This is a genomic window from Mesorhizobium sp. B2-3-11 (genome assembly GCF_006442215.1).
In the GTDB taxonomy this organism is placed as follows: Bacteria; Pseudomonadota; Alphaproteobacteria; order Rhizobiales; family Rhizobiaceae; genus Mesorhizobium; species Mesorhizobium salmacidum.
Map to the genome: position 1 here is coordinate 79,041 of NZ_VFVS01000020.1, position 19,012 is coordinate 98,052.

General features: G+C 62.2%; 14 protein-coding genes and 1 pseudogene. 3 read left to right on the forward strand and 12 right to left on the reverse strand.

Annotation, left to right across the window (positions count from 1 at the left end):
* From FJ960_RS24245 to FJ960_RS29995, 3 genes are all read left to right on the forward strand, one after another.
* Positions 1–1,140 carry an ATP-binding cassette domain-containing protein gene (locus tag FJ960_RS24245; RefSeq protein WP_246672926.1) on the forward strand — a complete coding sequence of 380 codons (1,140 nt, stop codon included), beginning with the start codon at positions 1–3 and terminating at the stop codon, positions 1,138–1,140.
* Positions 1,137–3,227, forward strand: coding sequence for an ABC transporter permease subunit (locus tag FJ960_RS24250; RefSeq protein ID WP_140717288.1), 2,091 nt, complete (start codon positions 1,137–1,139; stop codon positions 3,225–3,227). The genes FJ960_RS24245 and FJ960_RS24250 overlap by 4 nt, the downstream gene beginning before the upstream one ends.
* A 154-nt stretch (positions 3,228–3,381) precedes the next feature.
* Positions 3,382–3,561, forward strand: coding sequence for a serine hydrolase (locus tag FJ960_RS29995; RefSeq protein WP_246672928.1), 180 nt, complete (start codon positions 3,382–3,384; stop codon positions 3,559–3,561).
* On the opposite strand, the pseudogene FJ960_RS24260 reads toward FJ960_RS29995, so the two are convergent.
* The 12 genes and pseudogenes from FJ960_RS24260 to FJ960_RS24315 form a co-directional block, all read right to left on the reverse strand.
* A pseudogene (locus FJ960_RS24260) lies at positions 3,516–4,497 on the reverse strand (IS481 family transposase); the annotation flags it as partial. The gene FJ960_RS29995 and the pseudogene FJ960_RS24260 sit on opposite strands and share 46 nt — an antisense overlap.
* 285 nt (positions 4,498–4,782) lie before the next feature.
* Positions 4,783–5,595, reverse strand: a complete 813-nt coding sequence (locus tag FJ960_RS24265) for an NAD(P)-dependent oxidoreductase (protein WP_140717290.1) — start codon at positions 5,593–5,595, stop codon at positions 4,783–4,785.
* A 3-nt stretch (positions 5,596–5,598) separates the two neighbouring features.
* A complete protein-coding gene (locus tag FJ960_RS24270) occupies positions 5,599–6,801 on the reverse strand; it encodes a pyridoxal phosphate-dependent aminotransferase (RefSeq protein WP_140717292.1) in 1,203 nt (400 codons plus the stop codon).
* Complete coding sequence (locus FJ960_RS24275) at positions 6,798–8,417, reverse strand: hydantoinase B/oxoprolinase family protein (RefSeq protein WP_140717294.1); 1,620 nt, start codon at positions 8,415–8,417, stop codon at positions 6,798–6,800. Before FJ960_RS24275 ends, FJ960_RS24270 begins: the two co-directional genes overlap by 4 nt.
* Positions 8,414–10,510 carry a hydantoinase/oxoprolinase family protein gene (locus FJ960_RS24280; RefSeq protein ID WP_140717296.1) on the reverse strand — a complete coding sequence of 699 codons (2,097 nt, stop codon included), beginning with the start codon at positions 10,508–10,510 and terminating at the stop codon, positions 8,414–8,416. The genes FJ960_RS24275 and FJ960_RS24280 overlap by 4 nt, the downstream gene beginning before the upstream one ends.
* Positions 10,507–12,177, reverse strand: coding sequence for a thiamine pyrophosphate-binding protein (locus FJ960_RS24285; RefSeq protein ID WP_140717298.1), 1,671 nt, complete (start codon positions 12,175–12,177; stop codon positions 10,507–10,509). Before FJ960_RS24285 ends, FJ960_RS24280 begins: the two co-directional genes overlap by 4 nt.
* Positions 12,178–12,292: 115 nt before the next feature.
* On the reverse strand, positions 12,293–13,699 hold the full coding sequence (locus tag FJ960_RS24290) for an FAD-binding oxidoreductase (RefSeq protein ID WP_140717300.1): 1,407 nt from the start codon (positions 13,697–13,699) through the stop codon (positions 12,293–12,295).
* A gap of 55 nt (positions 13,700–13,754) precedes the next feature.
* Complete coding sequence (locus FJ960_RS24295; protein WP_140717302.1) at positions 13,755–14,519, reverse strand: amino acid ABC transporter ATP-binding protein; 765 nt, start codon at positions 14,517–14,519, stop codon at positions 13,755–13,757.
* 10 nt (positions 14,520–14,529) lie between these two features.
* Positions 14,530–15,609, reverse strand: a complete 1,080-nt coding sequence (locus FJ960_RS24300; RefSeq protein ID WP_140717304.1) for an amino acid ABC transporter permease — start codon at positions 15,607–15,609, stop codon at positions 14,530–14,532.
* A 3-nt stretch (positions 15,610–15,612) separates the two neighbouring features.
* Positions 15,613–16,776, reverse strand: a complete 1,164-nt coding sequence (locus FJ960_RS24305) for an ABC transporter permease subunit (RefSeq protein WP_140717306.1) — start codon at positions 16,774–16,776, stop codon at positions 15,613–15,615.
* 130 nt (positions 16,777–16,906) lie between these two features.
* Positions 16,907–17,941 carry an amino acid ABC transporter substrate-binding protein gene (locus FJ960_RS24310; RefSeq protein WP_140717308.1) on the reverse strand — a complete coding sequence of 345 codons (1,035 nt, stop codon included), beginning with the start codon at positions 17,939–17,941 and terminating at the stop codon, positions 16,907–16,909.
* 85 nt (positions 17,942–18,026) lie between these two features.
* Positions 18,027–18,974, reverse strand: a complete 948-nt coding sequence (locus FJ960_RS24315; protein WP_140717310.1) for a LysR substrate-binding domain-containing protein — start codon at positions 18,972–18,974, stop codon at positions 18,027–18,029.
* Positions 18,975–19,012: the final 38 nt, after the last annotated feature.

The following is a 19,012-nucleotide window of genomic DNA, read 5'->3' on the forward strand; positions in this document are numbered from 1 at the left end:
TTGGTCGTCACCCTTCCGCAACCGGCTGAAGAAAAGTTGGATATGACCAATCCTGTTGGTGGATCAGATACCCCGGGCAAGGCGACCGCCAAGCTCAGGTCTCGCAATCTTTGGAAGATATATGGACCGCGACCGGCGAAGGCGCTTGATCTGGCGCTCTCATCGAGCGAGCCAGTTGCCGCGCTTAAGCGCCGACTGGAGGCGAGTGGGAATTTTCTTGCCCTGGCGGATGTCAGCTTCGACGTTCAGCAAGGCGAGATTTTCGTTGTCATGGGTCTTTCCGGCTCAGGCAAGTCCACATTGGTGCGGTGCCTGTCCCGCCTGGTCGAGCCAACCCATGGCGAGGTATGGCTGGGCCAGGAAAACCTCTTGTCCGCTACCGAACGCCGATTGGTGGAAGTCCGGCGCAAAGTCATGGGCATGGTCTTCCAAAGCTTCGGATTGCTCCCCCATCTTAATGCTCTCGACAATGTGATGTTTCCGCTGCGAATGGCGGGAGTGCCGTTGGCCCAACGCGTGAAGACCGGAAGCGAAATGATATCGCTGGTTGGGCTGCAAGGGCGCGAGCGCAGCATGCCGCACGAACTCTCCGGCGGTCAGCAGCAGCGCGTTGGCATCGCTCGTTCGCTCGCCGTCAATCCCGAGCTGTGGTTCCTCGACGAACCATTCTCAGCTCTCGATCCGCTCATCCGGCGCCAGATGCAGGACGAGTTTCTGCGGCTGCAGCGCATGCTGCAAAAGACGATTGTGTTCATCACGCATGACATCCAGGAGGCCTTTCGTCTGGCCGACAGAATCGCAGTCATGCGAGAAGGCCGGATCATTCAAATCGGAACACCGGCCGAGATCATGCTTCACCCGGTCGACTCCTATGTGGCAAGCTTCACCGAGGAGGTCTCGCTGACGAAGGTGGTGACTGCTGGCTCGGTCATGGAGGCGATCCCCGCCGACTGGACTGGCGGTGAAGGTGTTCATGAAATCGATGCCGCCGTGCCGATCGAGGCTCTGTTGCCTCAGAGCATTGCCGGCACCCGATCATTTGTGATTACGCGAGAAGGTGAAGGTCGGGTGGGCCTTTTGCGATCCGAGGTCATCGCCAAAGTGCTGGCAAATGACACGATACAGCGGGGAGCAACGTGAGCGCTCAACAGGCTGTATTTGCACGAAACGAGAGCTTGCCGATAAAATCAAGGCAACTGTTGTGGCTCGTCGTTCTGGCCTTCATCGCGATTTGCATCGCAATGCGACCTGCCTTGCCATGGCTCGTGACCTATCCAAACTCCTGGTTGCTGCCGGTTGCATCCATCATAAACAGCGTCTTTGGTTTCCTGATTCCTTTGCTGACCCCAATCTGCGCAGTCTTGGCCACTATTTTGCGAGCAGCTTTGGATGCCTGCAGCGCAGCGCTCCAATGGATGCCCTGGCCGGCGATGATCCTCTTCTTCGTCGTCTTGGGTTGGTTGGCACGAGGTTGGCAACTCGCGCTGTTTACCGCGGTAGCGCTCGGTTATGTGGTGATGGCCGGCTACTGGGAACAGGGCATGAATACCTTGTCTCTGGTCACATTGGCGGTGCCGCTGGCAGTCGGCTTTGGCTTCCTGCTCGGTGTGGCTGCTCACTCATCGCGGTATGTCCGCGGCGTCACGATGGTCGTGCTAGATCTGTTGCAGACGGTGCCGGCCTTCGCGTTCTTGATCCCGCTGCTGCTGCTTTTCGGTTTCGGACCGATCGTCGGCCTGATTGCCTGTTTTGTCTATGCAATCGCGCCCATGGTCCACTGCACCATGCTCGGGCTTGAGCGTGTTCCTCCCTCACTTCTTGAAGCGGGTAGCATGGCGGGCTGCACGCGCCGGCAACGGTTCTGGAATGTCATCTTGCCGACTGCCAAGCGAGAGATTTTGACTGGCATAAACCAGACAACGATGGCGGCCTTCAGCATGGTCATCATGGCGGCCATCATCGGGGGCTTCAACGACGTCGGTTGGGAAGTGCTGAACTCCATGCGTAAGGCAGAGTTTGGTCAGAGCCTCTTGTCCGGCCTCGTAATAGCGGTCCTGGCCATGGTCGTTGACCGTATCACATTCGGCATGGCCCAGCCGGCGCGCGACAGGACACCGACGACATTGCGCAAGGGCCCGCGAACGGTAGTCATCCTGACGCTGCCTGTTTTGATTGCGTTGCTGTTACATGCCTCGCCCTCCAGCATGGCCTGGGCCGACAGAGCGCAGGGGGTCATAGACGCGTCCGGCTTGAACCGGGTCGTTATCGGGCTGGTGCAAGAGTTCTCCGCACCGCTGGACGCCTTCAAGGGGTTCGTCCTGTATCATTTCATGTTGCCGCTTCGTATTGGTCTGGTTGGCGCCGTAACGCCCTTCACATGGGGGTTTGCCTGGACAGTTCAGGTCAGCACCATTTACTGCGGACTGTCGCTGTTGCTCGCGGTCTGGCTGTGGTTCAGAGGCCAATGGCAACTTGGCGCCGGCGTTTTGATCGGCTCGACATTGTTGCTGCTGGGCTTCAATGGGTTTCCTTGGCCGGCGTTTGTCATCGTCGTCACTGCTTTGGCGTGGTCGGTCAGTGGCCCGCGTCTGGCGTCTCTGGCGGGCCTCGGAACGTGCTTCATTGTTGGCACCGGCCTTTACGGCCCGCTCGGTCAATCCCTCTATCTGTGCCTTCTTGCCGTGCTGATATGTATGTTTGTCGGCGGACTTCTGGGTGTGGCAGCAGCCGAGAGCGATCGCTTTTCAGCCGTTTTGAAGCCCGTATGTGATGCTCTCCAGACCATGCCCCAGTTCATATTCCTCATCCCTGCCTTGATGTTTTTTCAAGTGGGCGAACTCACAGGCCTGATTGCCATCGCCTTGTACGCAATCGTACCGCCAATCCGGTATGTGGAATACGGGATAAGAAGCGTGCCATCCGACCTGATTGAGACATCGCGCCAGATCGGATGCACCGCATGGCAGCGTTTGATCCATGTTGAGTTGCCAGTCGCCAAGCCAGTCGTTGTGCTTGGCGTAAACCAGACGATCATGGCCGCCCTTTCGATGCTTCCGGTGGCGGCTCTGGTCGGTACGAAGGATCTCGGACAACAGGTCTACATCGCACTCAGTAAAGCAGACGCTGGCCTGGGCTTGGTGGCCGGCCTGTCGATTGCGTTAGTTGCGATGATTTCAGATCGCGTCATGCGAGCGATGGTTTCAAACGCTGGCGGCCCATTGGATTAAAACCGCGATGCTCCGGAGACAATCGTTTGTGCCGACCTTACACTTTGAGACCTTGCCATGATCATAGAGGGTGACTGCGACGCACGCTTTGCCGGGGTGCGCGAAATTTTAAAGTTTTGACAAACAGCTCGAGCATGGCGGCGGCGTGTCGATTGTGGTCACCGGCAAGACTGTTGTTGACCTTCGGGGAGGTCGTGCGGATCGCGCACGCAGCCGTGAATGGCGGCAAGACAGCCTGGTCAACGTCTGGTCTGCGACCAAAGGCGTCGTAGCGCTGGCAATGTTTGGTCCCGGCACCTGGTGGAGCGGATCGAGTGTAAAGCGTTCGGGCTGAGTGGTCCACGCTTTACAAATGAATTCGTAGGGCGTGAGGCCCTTGAGGGTCTTGAGCCTGCGCGCAAAGTGGTAAGCCGTGACGAAGTCAGCAAGGTGCTGCCGGAGTTGGTCGTGGCTCTCGTAGTAGAAGCGCTTGACGGTGGCATCCTTGATCGTCCGGTTCATTCGCTCGACCTGGCCGTTGGTCCATGGGTGCCTGGCCTTGGTCGTGCGATGCTCAATATCATTCGTGGCGCAGGCATATTCGAAGGCATGAGCCCAGAAACTCTCGCCGTTGGCGATTGCCTCCTTGATGAGGGGCACGGCCGAGCCTCCGGCGCCCGGCGTGGTGAACTGGATGCCATTGTCGGTGAGCACGGTGTGGATCTTGTAGGGAACGGCTGCGATCAGCCGGAGCAGAAAGTCTCTCGAGACGACGGTGGTGGCCTTCTCGTGCAGCTCGACGAAGGCGAACTTCGAGGTGCGGTCAATGCGACGAACATATGCAGCTTGCCCTGTTCGGTGCGCACCTCGGCAACGTCGATGTGGAAATAGCCGATCGGGTAGCTTTTGAACTTCTTCCTTGCCGGCTTGTCGCCCTCGACATCCGCTAGCCGGCCGATGCCATGACGCTGCAGGCAGCGATGCAAGGAAGAGCGCGTCAGATGCGGGATCGTCGGCTGCAACGCGTAGAGGCAGTCGCCGAGCGGCAGCAGAGTGTAGCGGCGGAATGCGACGATGACCGCACTTTTTCCTCGACGGAGAGCACCGTCGACCGCGGCTCCTTCGGTCCGGTCGGCAGGTCCGCGACCGCGGTCCGTCTCTTCCACTTGGCAACGGTCTTCTGGTTGATCCCGTAACGCTTGGCCAGCGCTCTCAGGCTCTCTTGACTATGTTGTATCGCTCGACGGATCGCCTCTGTCGTCGTGGCGCTCCCATGCAGAACCTGGCCCATAGCGCATCCCTTGATTCGGAAGACAAGGATGCCCCATCAAAGCCTGGGATCAAACAGCTAGTCTCACACCCTCGGCGACTAACATCGTTATCCATCAACGGCTTACGAAGCGGTTCGCCAAAATTGATTCAAGGAACTTGTCCAACCACTCGTCAATTGCATTTATCTTTTACGGAATGGCAGCTGCGCCTCTTGGCGGACATTCAACCAAAGACTACCCGTGACGGAAAGCCGACATTCGAGTGTCATTCTAGACTGAGGTGCTGATTGCGGGACCTCGAACACTCACATCGGCTTGTCGTCAGGGTGACCAAGCTCGCAAAACCAGCCGCCGAGATATTTCACCGAGGGCTTCTTCGGATCGGGAACAGGGGTCTTCGCTTCGACCGAGGCGCGGAATGGCTCGGCGCTGTCTTGCGGATTGAAACCCAGATGGTTCGCGCCGCTGTTGTCGACCATCTTCAGCTTGTTGTCGGAAATGCCGTAGGAGATGGTGTGGCCGACGCGCGGCGCGGTCAGCGCCGCCTCGACCAGGCGCACGCAATCGGCGAAGGAAAGATACGACCACAGCATGCGGCGGTCCGCCGGCTCCGGGAAGGACGAAAAGATGCGCAGGCACGCCGTCTCGATGCCGAACTTGTCCCAATAGAGCCGGCTGAGACTTTCGACAAAATTCTTCGACACGCCGTAGAGGCTGTCGGGACGCACCGGCGCGTCGACGCCGATATGCGCCTGGACCTCATGATAGCCGATCGCATGCACCGACGAGGCATAGATGACGCGCTTGGCGCCGTGTTTCCGGGCGCCTTCGTAGATGTGGTAGGAACCGCGGATGCTGGAATCCAGGATCGTCTGCCATTCGCATTCGAGCGGGGCGCCGCCGAAATGCAGGATCGCGTCGCAGTCCTTGGTGGCGGCGATTGTCGCCTCCATGTCGGCGAGGTCGAAAATCGCTTCTTCCTCGTGGGAGGCGAGGCCGTCGAACGGCTGGCGGCCGGCCAGCCGGATCTTTCGCGCCAACGGCACCAGCCCCTTCCGCAGTTCCGAGCCAAGACGGCCCGCGGCGCCGGTAATCAGGATGCGTTCGTAATGCGGCATGTTCTACTCCACTAGCGCGACGGCGGCGTTGATGCGCGCGATCGCTTCGGTCAGCACGTCTTCGCCGGTCGCGGTCGAAATACGGAAATAGGGTGAAAGTCCATAGGCCGCGCCCGGTACCGACGCCACGCGGCCTTCGTTCAAAAGATAATTCGCCACCGCCGTGTCGTCCCGCAGCACGACGCCTCCAGGGGTCTTGCGGCCGATCAGGCTGCCACAGCCGATATAGGCATAGAAGGCACCGTCGGGCGGGGAGAGCGTCAGGCCATTGATCTTCCTGATGCCGTCGACCACCAGATCGCGGCGCGCCTCGAACGCCTGCCGGAAGCGTGCCACCTCGTCCTGTGGGCCATTGAGCGCGGCGACTGTCGCGGCTTGCGCGATCGAGCATACGGAGGTGCAGGACTGGCTCTGGATGGTCGCCATGGCCTTGATCAGCGGCGCGGGTCCTGCCGCATAGCCGACCCGCCAGCCGGTCATCGCATAGGATTTCGAGACGCCGTTGACGATCAGGGTGCGGTCCCTCAGCTCCGCGCAGGCCTTGCCGAAGGAGATAAATTCGCGACCGTCGAAAAGGATGTGTTCGTAAATTTCGTCGGACAGGACAAGCACGTGCGGATGCCTTGCCAACACGGCGCCGAGCGCCCGCAAATCCGGCTCCGAATAGACGGCGCCGGATGGATTGCCCGGCATGTTGAGGAACAGCCATTTTGTCCTCGGCGTGATTGCCTTCTCCAATAGCTCCGGTGTCAGCCGGAAACCTGATGTCTCCGGACATTCGACGACAACTGGCGTGCCGCCGAGCAGCTTCACCATTTCGGGATAGGAGACGAAATAGGGCGCCGGCAGGATCGCCTCGTCACCAGTCTCCAGCGTCGCCATCAGCGCGTTGAAGATGATCTGCTTGGCGCCATTGGCGACGACGATGTCATCAGCCGTATAGGCAAGCCCGTTCTCGCGCCGGAATTTTTGCGCCACCGCTTCACGAACCTCGGGCGTGCCGGCAGCACCCGTATAGAGCGTCTGTCCCGTCTTGGCCGCGACATGGGCGGCATTGATGATGTGGCCAGGCGTCGGGAAATCCGGTTCGCCCAGGCCGAGATCGATCACGTCGACGCCCTTGGCGCGCAACGCCTTGGCGGCTTGCGAGGCAGCCATTGAGGCCGAGGGCTTCACCGCCGACAGGCGCGAGGCAATGTAGCTCATTTGTCGTTCTCCGAAATGTATCCCTTGGAGCGGTCGTTGGCGCGTGCCTCGGCGCCGCGGCTGGACGGATCGCCATAGCCGCCGCCGCCCGGCAATTCGAGGATCAGTCGCCGGCCGGCAGGAACATGCTGCCAGCCCTTGGGGCGCATCACCGTGCCATCGTCGAGCCTGACCACACCGGCGACGCCGGCCTTGCCGCCGTTGCGTCCGGCGGCGGGATGATTGACGCGGTCGAACATGGCGGAGAAGTCGAACTCATGGCCGTCCGTCGCGGCGATCTCCAGAACTTGGCCCAGGCCGCCGCGAAACTCGCCGTCGCCCCCGGAATCCGGGCGAAGTTCCTTGCGCCAGATGACGATCGGGCCGGTGTGCTCGGTCGCCTCGATCGGCATGGTGTGCACGCCCGACGGAAAAGCGGTTGCGGACAGGCCATCGAGGCCAGGTCGCGCGCCCATACCGCCGGAATTGAACATCAGCACTTCGGCATTCCTGCCGGAAGCACCGGGAACCGGCCGCGCCGAGATGTGGATGTTCCACAAGGCGCCTGCGCCCTGGGCGAGAATTTTTCCAGGCAGCGCATGGGCGAGGGCGCCGAGCACGAGGTCGGGCACCATGTGGCCGAAGATATGCCGCAGCGCCACGGGGGCAGGGCGCACGGCGTTCAGGATGTTGACCGGCGACGACACGGTGAAGAAGGCCAGGGACGCGGCATTGTTGGGAATGTCGGGCGCCACTACGCATTTCAGCGCGTAGCAGGCATAGGCCTTGCTGTAGATGATCGGGCAGTTGATGCCCCAGCGGCTCATCGGGTCGGTGCCAGTGAAGTCGACCTCGACGCCGGCGTCGCGGACCGTCACGGTCGCGGCAAGCTTCACCGGCTTGTCGTAGCCGTCGGTCATCAGTTCGTTCGACCAGCTTCCTTTCGGCAGCTTTGCGATGCGTTCGACCATGGCGTCGCGGGTGCGCGAGAAGATGAACTCGCCGAGCCCGTCCAGCGATGTCAGGCCGATCTCCTTCATCATATCGACGAGGCGGCGATGGCCGACTTCGTTGCAGGCAGCGAGCGAATAGAAGTCGCCGACGACCTGGTTCGGTTCGCGGACATTGGCACGCAGGATCCTGACCAGGTCGAGATTGACGTTGCCCTTTTCCGCGAACTTCATGATCGGCAGCTGGATACCTTCTTCATAGACCGACTTGGCGTCGGCGCCGAAGCCACGTCCCCCGACGTCGACGACATGCGCCGTGCAGGCGAAGAAGGCCACAAGCTCGCCGTTGAGAAACGACGGCGACACCATGGTGATGTCATGCAGATGGCCGGTGCCCAGCCAAGGGTCGTTGGTGACATAGGTGTCGCCCTCGAACATGTTGTCGCGCGGGATTTCGTTCATGAAATGCAGCACGGCCTCCGCCATCGTGTTGACATGGCCTGGCGTGCCGGTCACCGCCTGCGCCAGCATCTCGCCGCGCGGATCGAACACGCCCGCCGACAGGTCGCCGGATTCGCGCACCGAGGTCGAGAACGCCGTGCGCAGCAAGGTGAGGGCCTGCTCCTCGACCACCGAGATCAACCGGTTCCACATGACCTGCATGCGGATTTCGCTGATGTCGCTCATGCGCGGCTGCCTTTGCGGGTCAGGAGGATCGCGCCGTCGCTCTGGATGACGGCATCGAAACTGGTGGTGATGACGGTCGAGGTCTCGCGCTCGACGATGACGGCCGGGCCCCGCACGCTGTCACCGGCGCAGAGCGTTGCCCGCTCGACGATGCCATAGATGCGTGCCTCGCCGCTTACCGGATCGAACACCGGGCGCGTGGTGGAGGGCGCCCTGGTCCGCTTGGCGGTCGTGAGTTCGTGCCTGATGGCGGCGGGCCGCACGTCGGTCGCCTTGACCGACCAGGTGACGATCTCGATTTCAAGCCCGCCAAGCCCGTCGATGGCGCGGCCGAAAAAGCGCTGATAATTCGCCTGGAACAGGTCCTTCAGCATAGTGACGGCATCGTCGCCGAACGGTTCATCCGGCAGCGGCACAGGGATTTCCCAACCCTGACCGGCATAGCGCATGAAGGCGGTGATCTCGCAGACGATCTGGCCGCTGGCTCCGGCCTGGACGAAGCTCTCGGCGCTGGCCTTGAGATCGCCGAGCAAGGCGTTGATTTCGGCCGGCTTGAACTGCGACAGGCGGGTGATTTTCGACGCTAGGGCCTCGTAGCCGAAGGGAGCCTTGAGAAAGCCGATCGCCGAGCCAACACCGGCACCCTGGGGAACCAGGCATTGGTCGATGCCGAGCTTCTCGCAAAGCCTGGCCGCGTGCAAGGGGGCCGCGCCGCCGAAGGCGATCATCATGTTGTCGGAAATGTTCTTGCCGCTCTCGACGGCATGGACACGGGCGGCATTCGCCATGTTCTCGTCCACCACCTCGCAGACGCCGAACGCGGTCGACATGGCGTCGAGCGACAGGCGCTCGCCGACTTCGCGCAGGATGGCCTGTTCGGAAGCCGAGGTGTCGAGCCTGATCGCACCGCCGGCGAAATTGTCGGGATCGAGCTTGCCGAGCAAGAGGTCGGCGTCGGTAATCGCCGGACGCGTGCCGCCACGACCATAGCAGGCTGGGCCCGGCTCCGATCCGGCGCTTTCGGGTCCGGTCTGGATGCGGCCCAACGCGTCGACCCAGGCGATGGAGCCGCCGCCGGCGCCGATCTCGATCATCTCGATGACCGGAATGGAGATCGGCATGCCCGAGCCCTTGCTGAAACGATAGGTGCGCGCCACTTCGAATGTCCTGGCGGTGCGCGGCGCAAAATCCTCGATCAGGCAGATCTTGGCGGTGGTGCCGCCCATGTCATAGGAAACGACTTTCTCCAACCCAAAACGCCGCGCGATGTCGGCGGCGAAGATGGCGCCGCCGGCCGGGCCGGACTCGACCAGCCGCACCGGGAATTCCGACGCTGTTTCGACCGAGATCAGGCCGCCGCCCGAATGGATCATGAAGACCGGGCATTCGGCGCCCATATCTTTCAGGCGTATCTGCAGGCGGGCGAGATAGTCGGCCATTTGCGGGCGCACATAGGCGTTGGCGCAGACCGTGTTGAAGCGCTCGAATTCGCGCATCTGCGGCGAGACTTCCGAGCTGATCGAAATCGGGATGCTCAGCTTGCGGGCGAGGATTTCGCGCGCCCGGCATTCGTGGGCAGGATTGGCGTAGGAATGGATGAATCCGATCGCCACCGCGCCGAAACCGCCGGCAGCGATCCGCCCAGCAATATCTTCGAGTGCTGCTTCGTCGAGCGGCTGCAATTCCTGCCCCTCGGCGCCGATGCGGCCGTTGACGGTAAACCGATCCTCGCGCGGGATCAGCGGCGTCGGCAGTTGCAGGTTCAGATCATACTGTTCGAAGCGGTTTTCCGTGCGCATCTCGATGACGTCGCGAAACCCTTCGGTCGTGATCAGCGCCGTTCGCGCTCCGCGGCGCTCGATGAGGGCGTTGGTTGCCAGCGTGGTGCCGTGGATGATGATGCCGATCTCGGCCGGCGATATCCCGGCGTCGCGCGTGACGACGGCGATGCCGTCGAGGATCGCCTGTTCTGGCGCCGCATAATTGGTCAGCACCTTGGTCGAGTACATCGTGCCGTGCAGGTCGAGGGCAATGTCGGTGAAGGTGCCGCCAATGTCCGCGCCGAGACGAATGTCGTCAGTCCTGGGGGTCATGCGTTGGCCTTTTGCGAAGCGAGCGCGGCATCGCGCATCTGGGAGAGGGTCTGCCGGGGCGTGAGCGCTTCGGGCGAGATGGCGATGTCGATGATGGCGCCGGTCGCGGATTTCAGCGCCCGCTCGAACGCCGCAGCAAAATCGTCTGTCGCCTCGACCCGCTCGGCGTGGAAGCCGTAAGCTCTCGCCAGAGCTACGAAGTCGGGGTTCTCAAGCGAGGTTCCCGAGACACGTGCCGGATAGTGGCGCTCCTGATGCGCGCGGATGGTGCCGTAGATGCCGTTGTTGAGGATCAGCACGATCGGCTGCGCGCCGGCCTGCATGGCGGTGCCGAGTTCCTGGCAATTCATCTGGAAGTCGCCGTCGCCGGCAAAGCAGACAACGGTGCGCCCAGGGTATGCGACCTTCGCCGCGATTGCCGCCGGCAGGCCGTAGCCCATGGCGCCGGACTGCGGCGCCAGCAGCCGCGCCTGCGGCCCGAATTTGAAGAACTTGTTCGGCCATACCGTAAAGTTGCCGGCGCCATTGGTGAGGATGACATCGGCCGGCAAGTGTTCGCGCAGCCAGGCGCTGACCGCGACCATGTCGACCGGGCCGGGCTGGACGGGCGCCGTGAATGTCCCTTCATAGGCCTTGCGCGCGGTGGCCCGCCAATCCGCCCAATCGCCCTTCACCGGCGTCAGCGCCTTGGCGAAAGCGTTCGGGCCGGCGTGGATGCCAATGGTGGGCACATAGATCTTGCCGATCTCGCGGTCCGAACCATGGACATGGATCAGCTTCTGGCGCGGCATGGGAACCGAGAGCAGCGTATAGCCGTCCGTCGTCATTTCGCCGAAGCGAACGTTGATGGCGAGGATCACGTCGGCATCGCGGATCAGGGTCTTGAGGTGCGGCACCATGCCGACACCGGCTTCGCCGACGAAGGCGGGCGAATGATTGTCGAACTGGTCCTGATAGCGGAAGGCAGCCACGGCCGGGATGTCGGAAGCTTCGGCGAAAGCCTGCAGGGCTGCGCGTCCCTCCGCCGTCCAGTTGGCGCCGCCCATGAGCAGGACCGGCCTTTCGGCTTGGGCCAGCAGCTTGAGCGCCGAGGCGATCGCCTCCGGGGCCGGCGCCGGCGCGAAAATCGCCGCGGGTCCGCTGAGCGGGGCAGCTTCGGTCAGGGTGGTCAGCATGTCCTCCGGCAGAGCGACAACCACGGGGCCGGGCCGTCCGGTCGAGGCGGTGGTCCAGGCACGCGCCACGATCTCGGGCAGGCGCGAGACGTCGTCGATCTCGACCGCCCATTTGGCGACGGTGCCGTAGACAGCCCGGTAGTCGATCTCCTGGAAGGCTTCACGTCCCTTCATGTCGGTGCCGACCTGGCCGACGAACAGGATCATCGGCGAACTGTCCTGCATGGCCGTATGGACGCCGATGCTGGCGTTGGTGACACCCGGGCCACGCGTCACGAAGCAGATGCCCGGCGATCGCGTCAGCTTGCCATACGCCGAAGCCATGAATGCTGCGCCGCCCTCGTTGCGGCACAGCACATAGTCCAGCTTGCCCTTCGTGTCGTGCAGCGCGTCCAGCACCGCCAGATAGCTTTCGCCGGGTACACCGAAGCTCTTGGTCGCGCCAAGCGCGATCAGGCATTCGACAAGAAGGCGGCCGCCATTGCGGATCATGTTTTCGACATCCTCGGTCGGGGCAAGCGAACCGAGCCTGCCTTTTCGGATTTATACGTGCACGCTGGCGGAACGGGACGAAATCAAGAAATGCGGTTCATTCGAAAGTTATTCTTTACTCAGGCGATCGCACCAGAACGCCGGGGTTCATCCTGCCCAGTGGATCGAACGCGCTCTTCAGCCGCTGCATCAGTTCCCGCTCCACGGAACCGCGATTGCGCTCCGCCAAGGCGATCTTGGCGCGGCCAAGCCCATGCTCGGCCGCGAAACTGCCGCCCATTTCCGTGGCGAGCGCTGACAGTGCGTCGGCAAACCGCCCGGTCTTGCCGTCGAAATCGGCTCGGCCCTCCGGTGGCGACAGATTGTAGTGGATGTTGCCGTCGCCGAGATGACCGAACGGGTTGATGCGCACACCGGGAAGAACGTCTTGGCAGACCTTCGCGCCCGCCTCGATGAAGCGAGCGATCGCGCCGCGCGGCACCGAGATGCCGTGCTTCAATTGCTCGCCTTCCAGCCGCTGTCCTTCGGGCTGTTCCTCGCGTAGCCGCCAGAACTGCGCCCGATGCGCACCCGATGTCGCCAGCGCACCATCCAGGACAAGATTTTGCTCCATTCCCCATTCCAATGCCGAATTCAGGATTTCGTCGAGGGGAACACGTTGCGAGCCGGAAGCCAGCTCGACGAGCAGGTAGACATCCCCCCTTGTCGCCAGCTGATAGGCGAGATCAGGCAAATGCTTGAGGGCGAGTTGCAGGCCGACATCGCTGAAGAATTCGAGAGCGGTAAGGAATTCGCTCGCCTCGCCGCGCACGTAGGCGCCGAATGACACAGCGGCGGCAAAGTCGGGCATAACGAGAAGCGCGCTCGCCTGCCGCCTTGGCGTGGGGTAGAGCCGCAGGATGGCACGCGTGACGATGCCCAGCGTGCCTTCCGAGCCGCAAAACAGCTTGCGCAACTGATAGCCGGCATTGTCCTTCTGCACTGCCCGCAGCCCGTTCCAGACCTCGCCCTCCGGGGTCACGACTTCGAGGCCGAGAACCAGGTCCTGCATCATGCCGTAGCGAAAGGCCTGGCTGCCGCCGGCATTGGTGCCGATCAGGCCGCCGATCCGGGCGCTCCCTTCGGCACCGAGATGCATTGGAAACATCAGGCCATGCGGCTCCAGCGCCTCGTGCAACGCGGCAAGCGCGGCGCCGGCTTCAACGGCAATCGATCCGCTGTCCAGATCCGGCTCACCGATCGCGGCCATGCGTGCAAGCGACACGATGACCGCATTCGGTTGTTCGGCCACCGCGCCACCGCAAAGGCTGGTGTTGCCGCCTTGCGGCACGATTGCCAGCCCGGCCTCCCGACATGTTTTGACGACTGCGGCCACCTCGGCGGTGGTTGCGGACCTAGCGACGCCCAGGGGTGCCACGCCATACCGGTTCAGCCAGTCGCGCTGGTAAGGCTCGGCGTCGGCGCCTGAAAGCCAGCCTTTCGATCCAAGTATCTGTCGCAACACGACAACGGGATCAGTCATTGAAGCACCCGGGGGCTGCGTACACTTGGGACCGTTGCATCTTCCCGATTGCCGTTCAATGACCCAGCACCTGCGATAGGAACTGCCGCGTGCGCTCGTTTTGCGAGGCGGTGAAGAACGCCTCGGGCGGCGCCTGTTCGACGATCTCGCCACCATCCATGAAAATCACACGATCGGCGACACGGCGCGCGAAACCCATCTCATGGGTGACGCAAATCATCGTCATGCCTTCGGAGGCAAGCGTGACCATGACGTCAAGCACTTCCGAAATCATTTCCGGGTCGAGCGCCGAGGTCGGCTCGTCGAACAGCATGATCTGCGGCTGCATGCACAGCGCCCGCGCGATGGCGACCCGCTGTTGCTGGCCACCTGAAAGCTGCCCGGGAAACTTCATCGCCTGCTCGGGGATGCGGACTTTCTCCAGATAGCGCCGGGCGGTGGCCTCGGCCTCCGCGCGCGGCTGCTTGCGCACGATCATCGGGGCGATCATGCAATTCTCCAGCACCGTCATGTGCGGGAACAGGTTGAAGTGCTGGAACACCATGCCGACCTCGCGCCTGATCCCGTCGATGTTGCCGACATCGTCGTTGAGCTCGGTGCCGAGCACGGTGATGTGGCCGCCATTGTGCTGTTCCAGACGATTGATGCAGCGGATCATGGTCGACTTGCCCGAGCCGGAGGGGCCGCAGACGACGATCTTTTCGCCTCGCTGCACGGACAGGTTCACCTTCCGTAGCGCATGGAACGACCCATAGTATTTGTCGAGATTTTCGATGCGGACGGCCGGCCCGTTGGACTTGTTCGAATTGCCCGAGATCATCTGGGCCTCCTTACCGTTCGCCGACAGACATGCGACGCTCGAGATAGGCGCCGTAGCGGGACAGGCTGAAGACGAAGACGAAGTAGATGAAGGCTATGAAGGCATAGACTTCGACATAGGCGAAGCGCCATTCGCCGGTTCCGTAGGCGGCATTGCCGGAGGCCAGGATCTCGAAGAAGCCGACGATGACGACCAGCGAGGTTTCCTTGAAGGAGATGACGAACTGGTTGATGGTGGCCGGCAAAGCGTTCCGCATGGCCTGCGGCAGAAGGATGCGGCCGATGCGCTGCCAATAGCTCATGCCGAGCGCCATGGCGGCTTCTTCCTGTCCACTGGGAACGCCCTGCATGCCGCCCCTGACGATCTCTGCCTGATAGGCCGAGAAGAACAGTGCCGAGCCCAGGATCACGCGGTAGAGCTTGTCGCCTACCATCCATTGCGGCAACGCGAAGGGAAGGACGACGGCGAAGGTGAACAGGATCGAGATCAGCGGCAGCGAGCGGACCCCATCGATGATGAGGCCAGTGGTGCGGGAAATCCAGGGCAGGTCCGACCGGCGCAGCAGGGCCAGGCAGATGGCCAACGGGAAGCCGATAAGGCAGGTGGTGACGAAGATGAACAGGGTGAGCGCCAGTCCGCCCCAGGCTTCCTCACCGACGTAGGAAAGACCAAGCACGCCGCCCTTCATCAGCACGTAGAAGGTTGCTGCTCCCGCTCCCCAGACGAGCGCGATCCGGCGTCCGGTCCAGAAGGCCGGAATACAGCTCAGTACCGTCATCATCACCACGGTGACGCAGGCGAGCGCCGAGCGCCATTGCTCCTCGAAAGGATAGAGGCCGAACAGGATGATCCGCCATCTGGCCGCGATGACCGACCAGCAGGCTCCCGCCGCCGCCTGGCAGGCCTCTGGCCCGCCGCTCGTCGTGAACACGGCCGAGAGGATTGCCCAATTGATGAGCTTCCAGGCCAGAAAGCCCATGATCGTCAGCGAGACCAGCGACAGCAACGCCTGAAGCGGTGTCGCGAAGAAACGCCGCCTTAGATCCTCGATCCTTCCGGGGGCGGGGGGAGCGATAACGACCATCTCCATCTCTTATCCCCTCAGTTGATTGCCCTTGAGGGCGATTGCTTTGTTGATGCGGTTGAAGATGGCGGCGAGACTGAGATTGATGGCGAGGAAGCCAGCCATCAGGATGCCGATCGTTTCGATGGTCTGGCCGGAATGGTTGATCGCCAGCGCCACGATCATGAAGAAATCGGTGAAGCCCACCGCGATGCCCATCGTGGTTGCCTTCATCAGCCAGACATACTGGTTGGCCAGGATCGGCAACATGGCGCGCAACGCCAGTGGCAGCCGCACCAGCGTGAAGACGCGCCAGGGGCTCAAGCCCAGCGAGCGCGCTGCCTCCATCTGGCCCTTGCCGACGGACTTGAAGCCGCCACGCACGATCTCGGCGATGTAGGAGCCGCCATAGATGGCGATGGCGATTGCCAAAGCGGAAAATTCCGGCGAAATGCGCAGGCCGCCCTTCAAATTGAGGCCCTGCAGGGCGGGGAAATCGAGCAGCGGTGCTTCAGGCAGGCGCCCTACCAACAGAATGATTGCCGCACAGGCCAGCGCCGCAGCAGCCCCGGCGAGCTGAATGGTGGCACGCTGGCCGATCGGCTGGCTAAGCCGTGACGTCCTGCCCATCCAGACCGGCAGCGCTAGTGCCGCGATCACGGCCAATATGGCCAGCGCCATTGCCACGCCGCCGACATTCGGTACCGGCACGTAGAGACCACGGCTGGTCAGCAGAAAACCCCAGCCTTCGTGCGCGGCGCGCGGCGGCGGCAGATGCGTGATGAGCGCGTACCAGAAGAAGACCTGGAGGATCAGCGGGATGTTGCGGAAGATGTCGACGTAAGTGCGGCCGAGCAGCTGCGCCAGTTCGTTGGACGAGGTTCGCGCCAGGCCGACGATCGTGCCGACGATGGTCGCCAGGACCAGCCCGACCGTGCCCAGGAACAGCGTGTTGATGATGCCGATGAGGAAGTACCACCAATAGGGATCGTTGGCCGTGGCCGGCAGCAGCGAGAAATTCACATCCCAGCCCGTCGACTTGTAAAGGAAGTCGAAGCCAGAGGTGATCCCTTGCTCGGCCAGGTTCCGTCGGGCGATCAAAACGCCGGCAAGCACAAGCGCCGCGAGCGAGGCGACATAGAGGACCTGCAACAGCGCGTTGCGGACCTTCTGATTTCTCAGCAGGGTGACCATCAGGATCTTTCCCCCGATTGGCGCTTGCTCCGCCCGGCAGGAGCCAGGCGGAGCTTGAGGCGCAATGCTCCAACAAAGAGTTAGATCAGGATGGCGATTCAACGAAACCTCATCCTGATCCAGAACGGGATCAGTCGATCACCAGCGGGAACAGGACGCCGCCATTGTTCCAGAGATTGGTGAGCTCGCGGTCCATCTTGTAGGGAGAGTCCTTGCCGAGATCGCGATCGAAGATCTCGCCATAATTGCCGACGTTCTTGATCACCTTGTAGGCCCAGTCGTCGGAGAGACCGAGGCCCTTGCCCATGCCCGGCGTGACGCCAAGGAATTTGGCGACCTGCGGTGAAGTCGGCTTGGCCTTGATCTCGTCGACATTCTTGGAGGTGATGCCTTCCTGTTCGGCGAAGATCAGCGTGCTCAGCGTCCAGTTGGCAATGTCGACCCAATTGTCGTCGCCTTGCCGCATGATCATGACTTCGGGCTCGACCGCCAGCACGTCGGGCAGGATGACATGGTCATCGACCTTGCCCTTGGCGATACGGGCAATGGCGAGCGTTGGTCCCCACTGCGCATAGAGATCGCAGCGGCCGGAGAAATAGGCCTGTTCGAGCTCTTCGGTCTTTTCGATGAGCACCGGCTCGAGCTTGATGCCGAGCTTGGCCGTATAGGCCGCGACCTGTTGTTCCTGCGAGGTGCCGGCCGGAATGCAGATCGTGCCGCCCGCGGCGTCCTTGAGCGATTTGAGGTTGAGTTCCTTGTGCGCCATCACCTTGGTGGTGCCGAGGTAATAGGACATGGAGAATTGCAGGCCGAGTTCGGTGTCGCGGCTGAGCGTGCCACCGGAAGCCTTGATGATGATGTCGACATCGCCCGACTGCAGTGCCGGCCAGCGCTGTGCCCAGCTGATCGGCACGACCTTCAGCTTCGACGGGTCCCCGAATATAGCGGTGGTGACAGCCTTGCAAAGGTCGATGTCCATGCCCTTCCAGTTGCCCTTGTCGTCCACCTCGGCGAAGCCGAGATAGGAGCCGTCATGGCCGGTGCAATTGAGCGTGCCCCGGGCCTTGACGGCTTCAAGCGTCTTGCCGCCGGCGGCTTGCGCCGGCGCCGCGAAATGCACGAGGCCCAGGGCCATGGCAGCGGCCCCCCATTCCATCATTTTCATTTGATTTCTCCACTGTTGAGGTTGTTCCGTTTCTTGTTGTTGGGGCCTCGAAAGAAAGCTTTCGGAGCCCGGTTCCGAAGCCGCTTCAGTCGGCAAGCGGGGTTGGTTTGGGCAAGGAGATCTTGAGGTCGCTGCGCCAATCCTGCTGGGCGAGCCAGCGATGCAGGGCGGCCACCGCCTTCACGCGCAGGTGCCCACGAGGGACGACCAGATAGAAGCCCGGAATTTCCTCCGGCCTCATGTCGGCGATGGCGTCGCGGCCGATCGGCGCGACCAGCGTGCCGGCCCGGAAATCTTCCTCGGCGTCGATGACGGACACCAGGCCCACGCCGATGCCTTGCAGCGTCGCCCGCCGCATGGTCGCCGCATCGTCGAAGCTGATGCTACGGTCGCCATCCGTCAGCTCGACGCCAAGGTGGCGCAATATGTCCGGCCACAGGCGCTTCGATTTGACGGTGTCGAGCAGCGTAAACTTCGTCAGGTCATGCGCCGATTTGATCTTCTCGCCGATATCAGGCGTGCAGCAGATGATCTTCGGGTCCGGCACCAGCAGCGTGGTCTCGTAGTCCGTCCAGTTGCCGTAGCCCCACTGCACCGTCATATCGATATCGTCGCGCCCGAAATCGGGCAGGTCGACCATCGTCGTCAGGCGCAGATCGGCGCCCGGCAAAATCTCGCGGAACAGCGAAAGCCTGGGCAGCAGATAGTGGGTGGCGAAGTACGGACTCGCATTGAGGTTGATGCGGTCTCGGTAGTTCGACTTGGTGACGCGGCGAACGCCCTCGGAGAACTCGTCGAAACCGGCTTTGACATAGTGCGAGAGAAGGATGGCCGACTCGGTCAGTTCGATCGACCGGCCCTTGCGCTCGAACAGGGTGACCTGAAGCGTGTCTTCCAAGAGCTTGATCTGTTGGCCGACCGCTTGCGGTGTGACCAGCAGTTCGTCCGCCGCCTGCCGAAAACTCTTATGCTGCGCGACGGCGTGGAAAACGCGAAGAGCATTCAGCGAGGGAAGGCGCAGCTTGCCGGTCATCGAAAATTCCGCTCCTTCCGCTTGAGGCTCCGTTGATC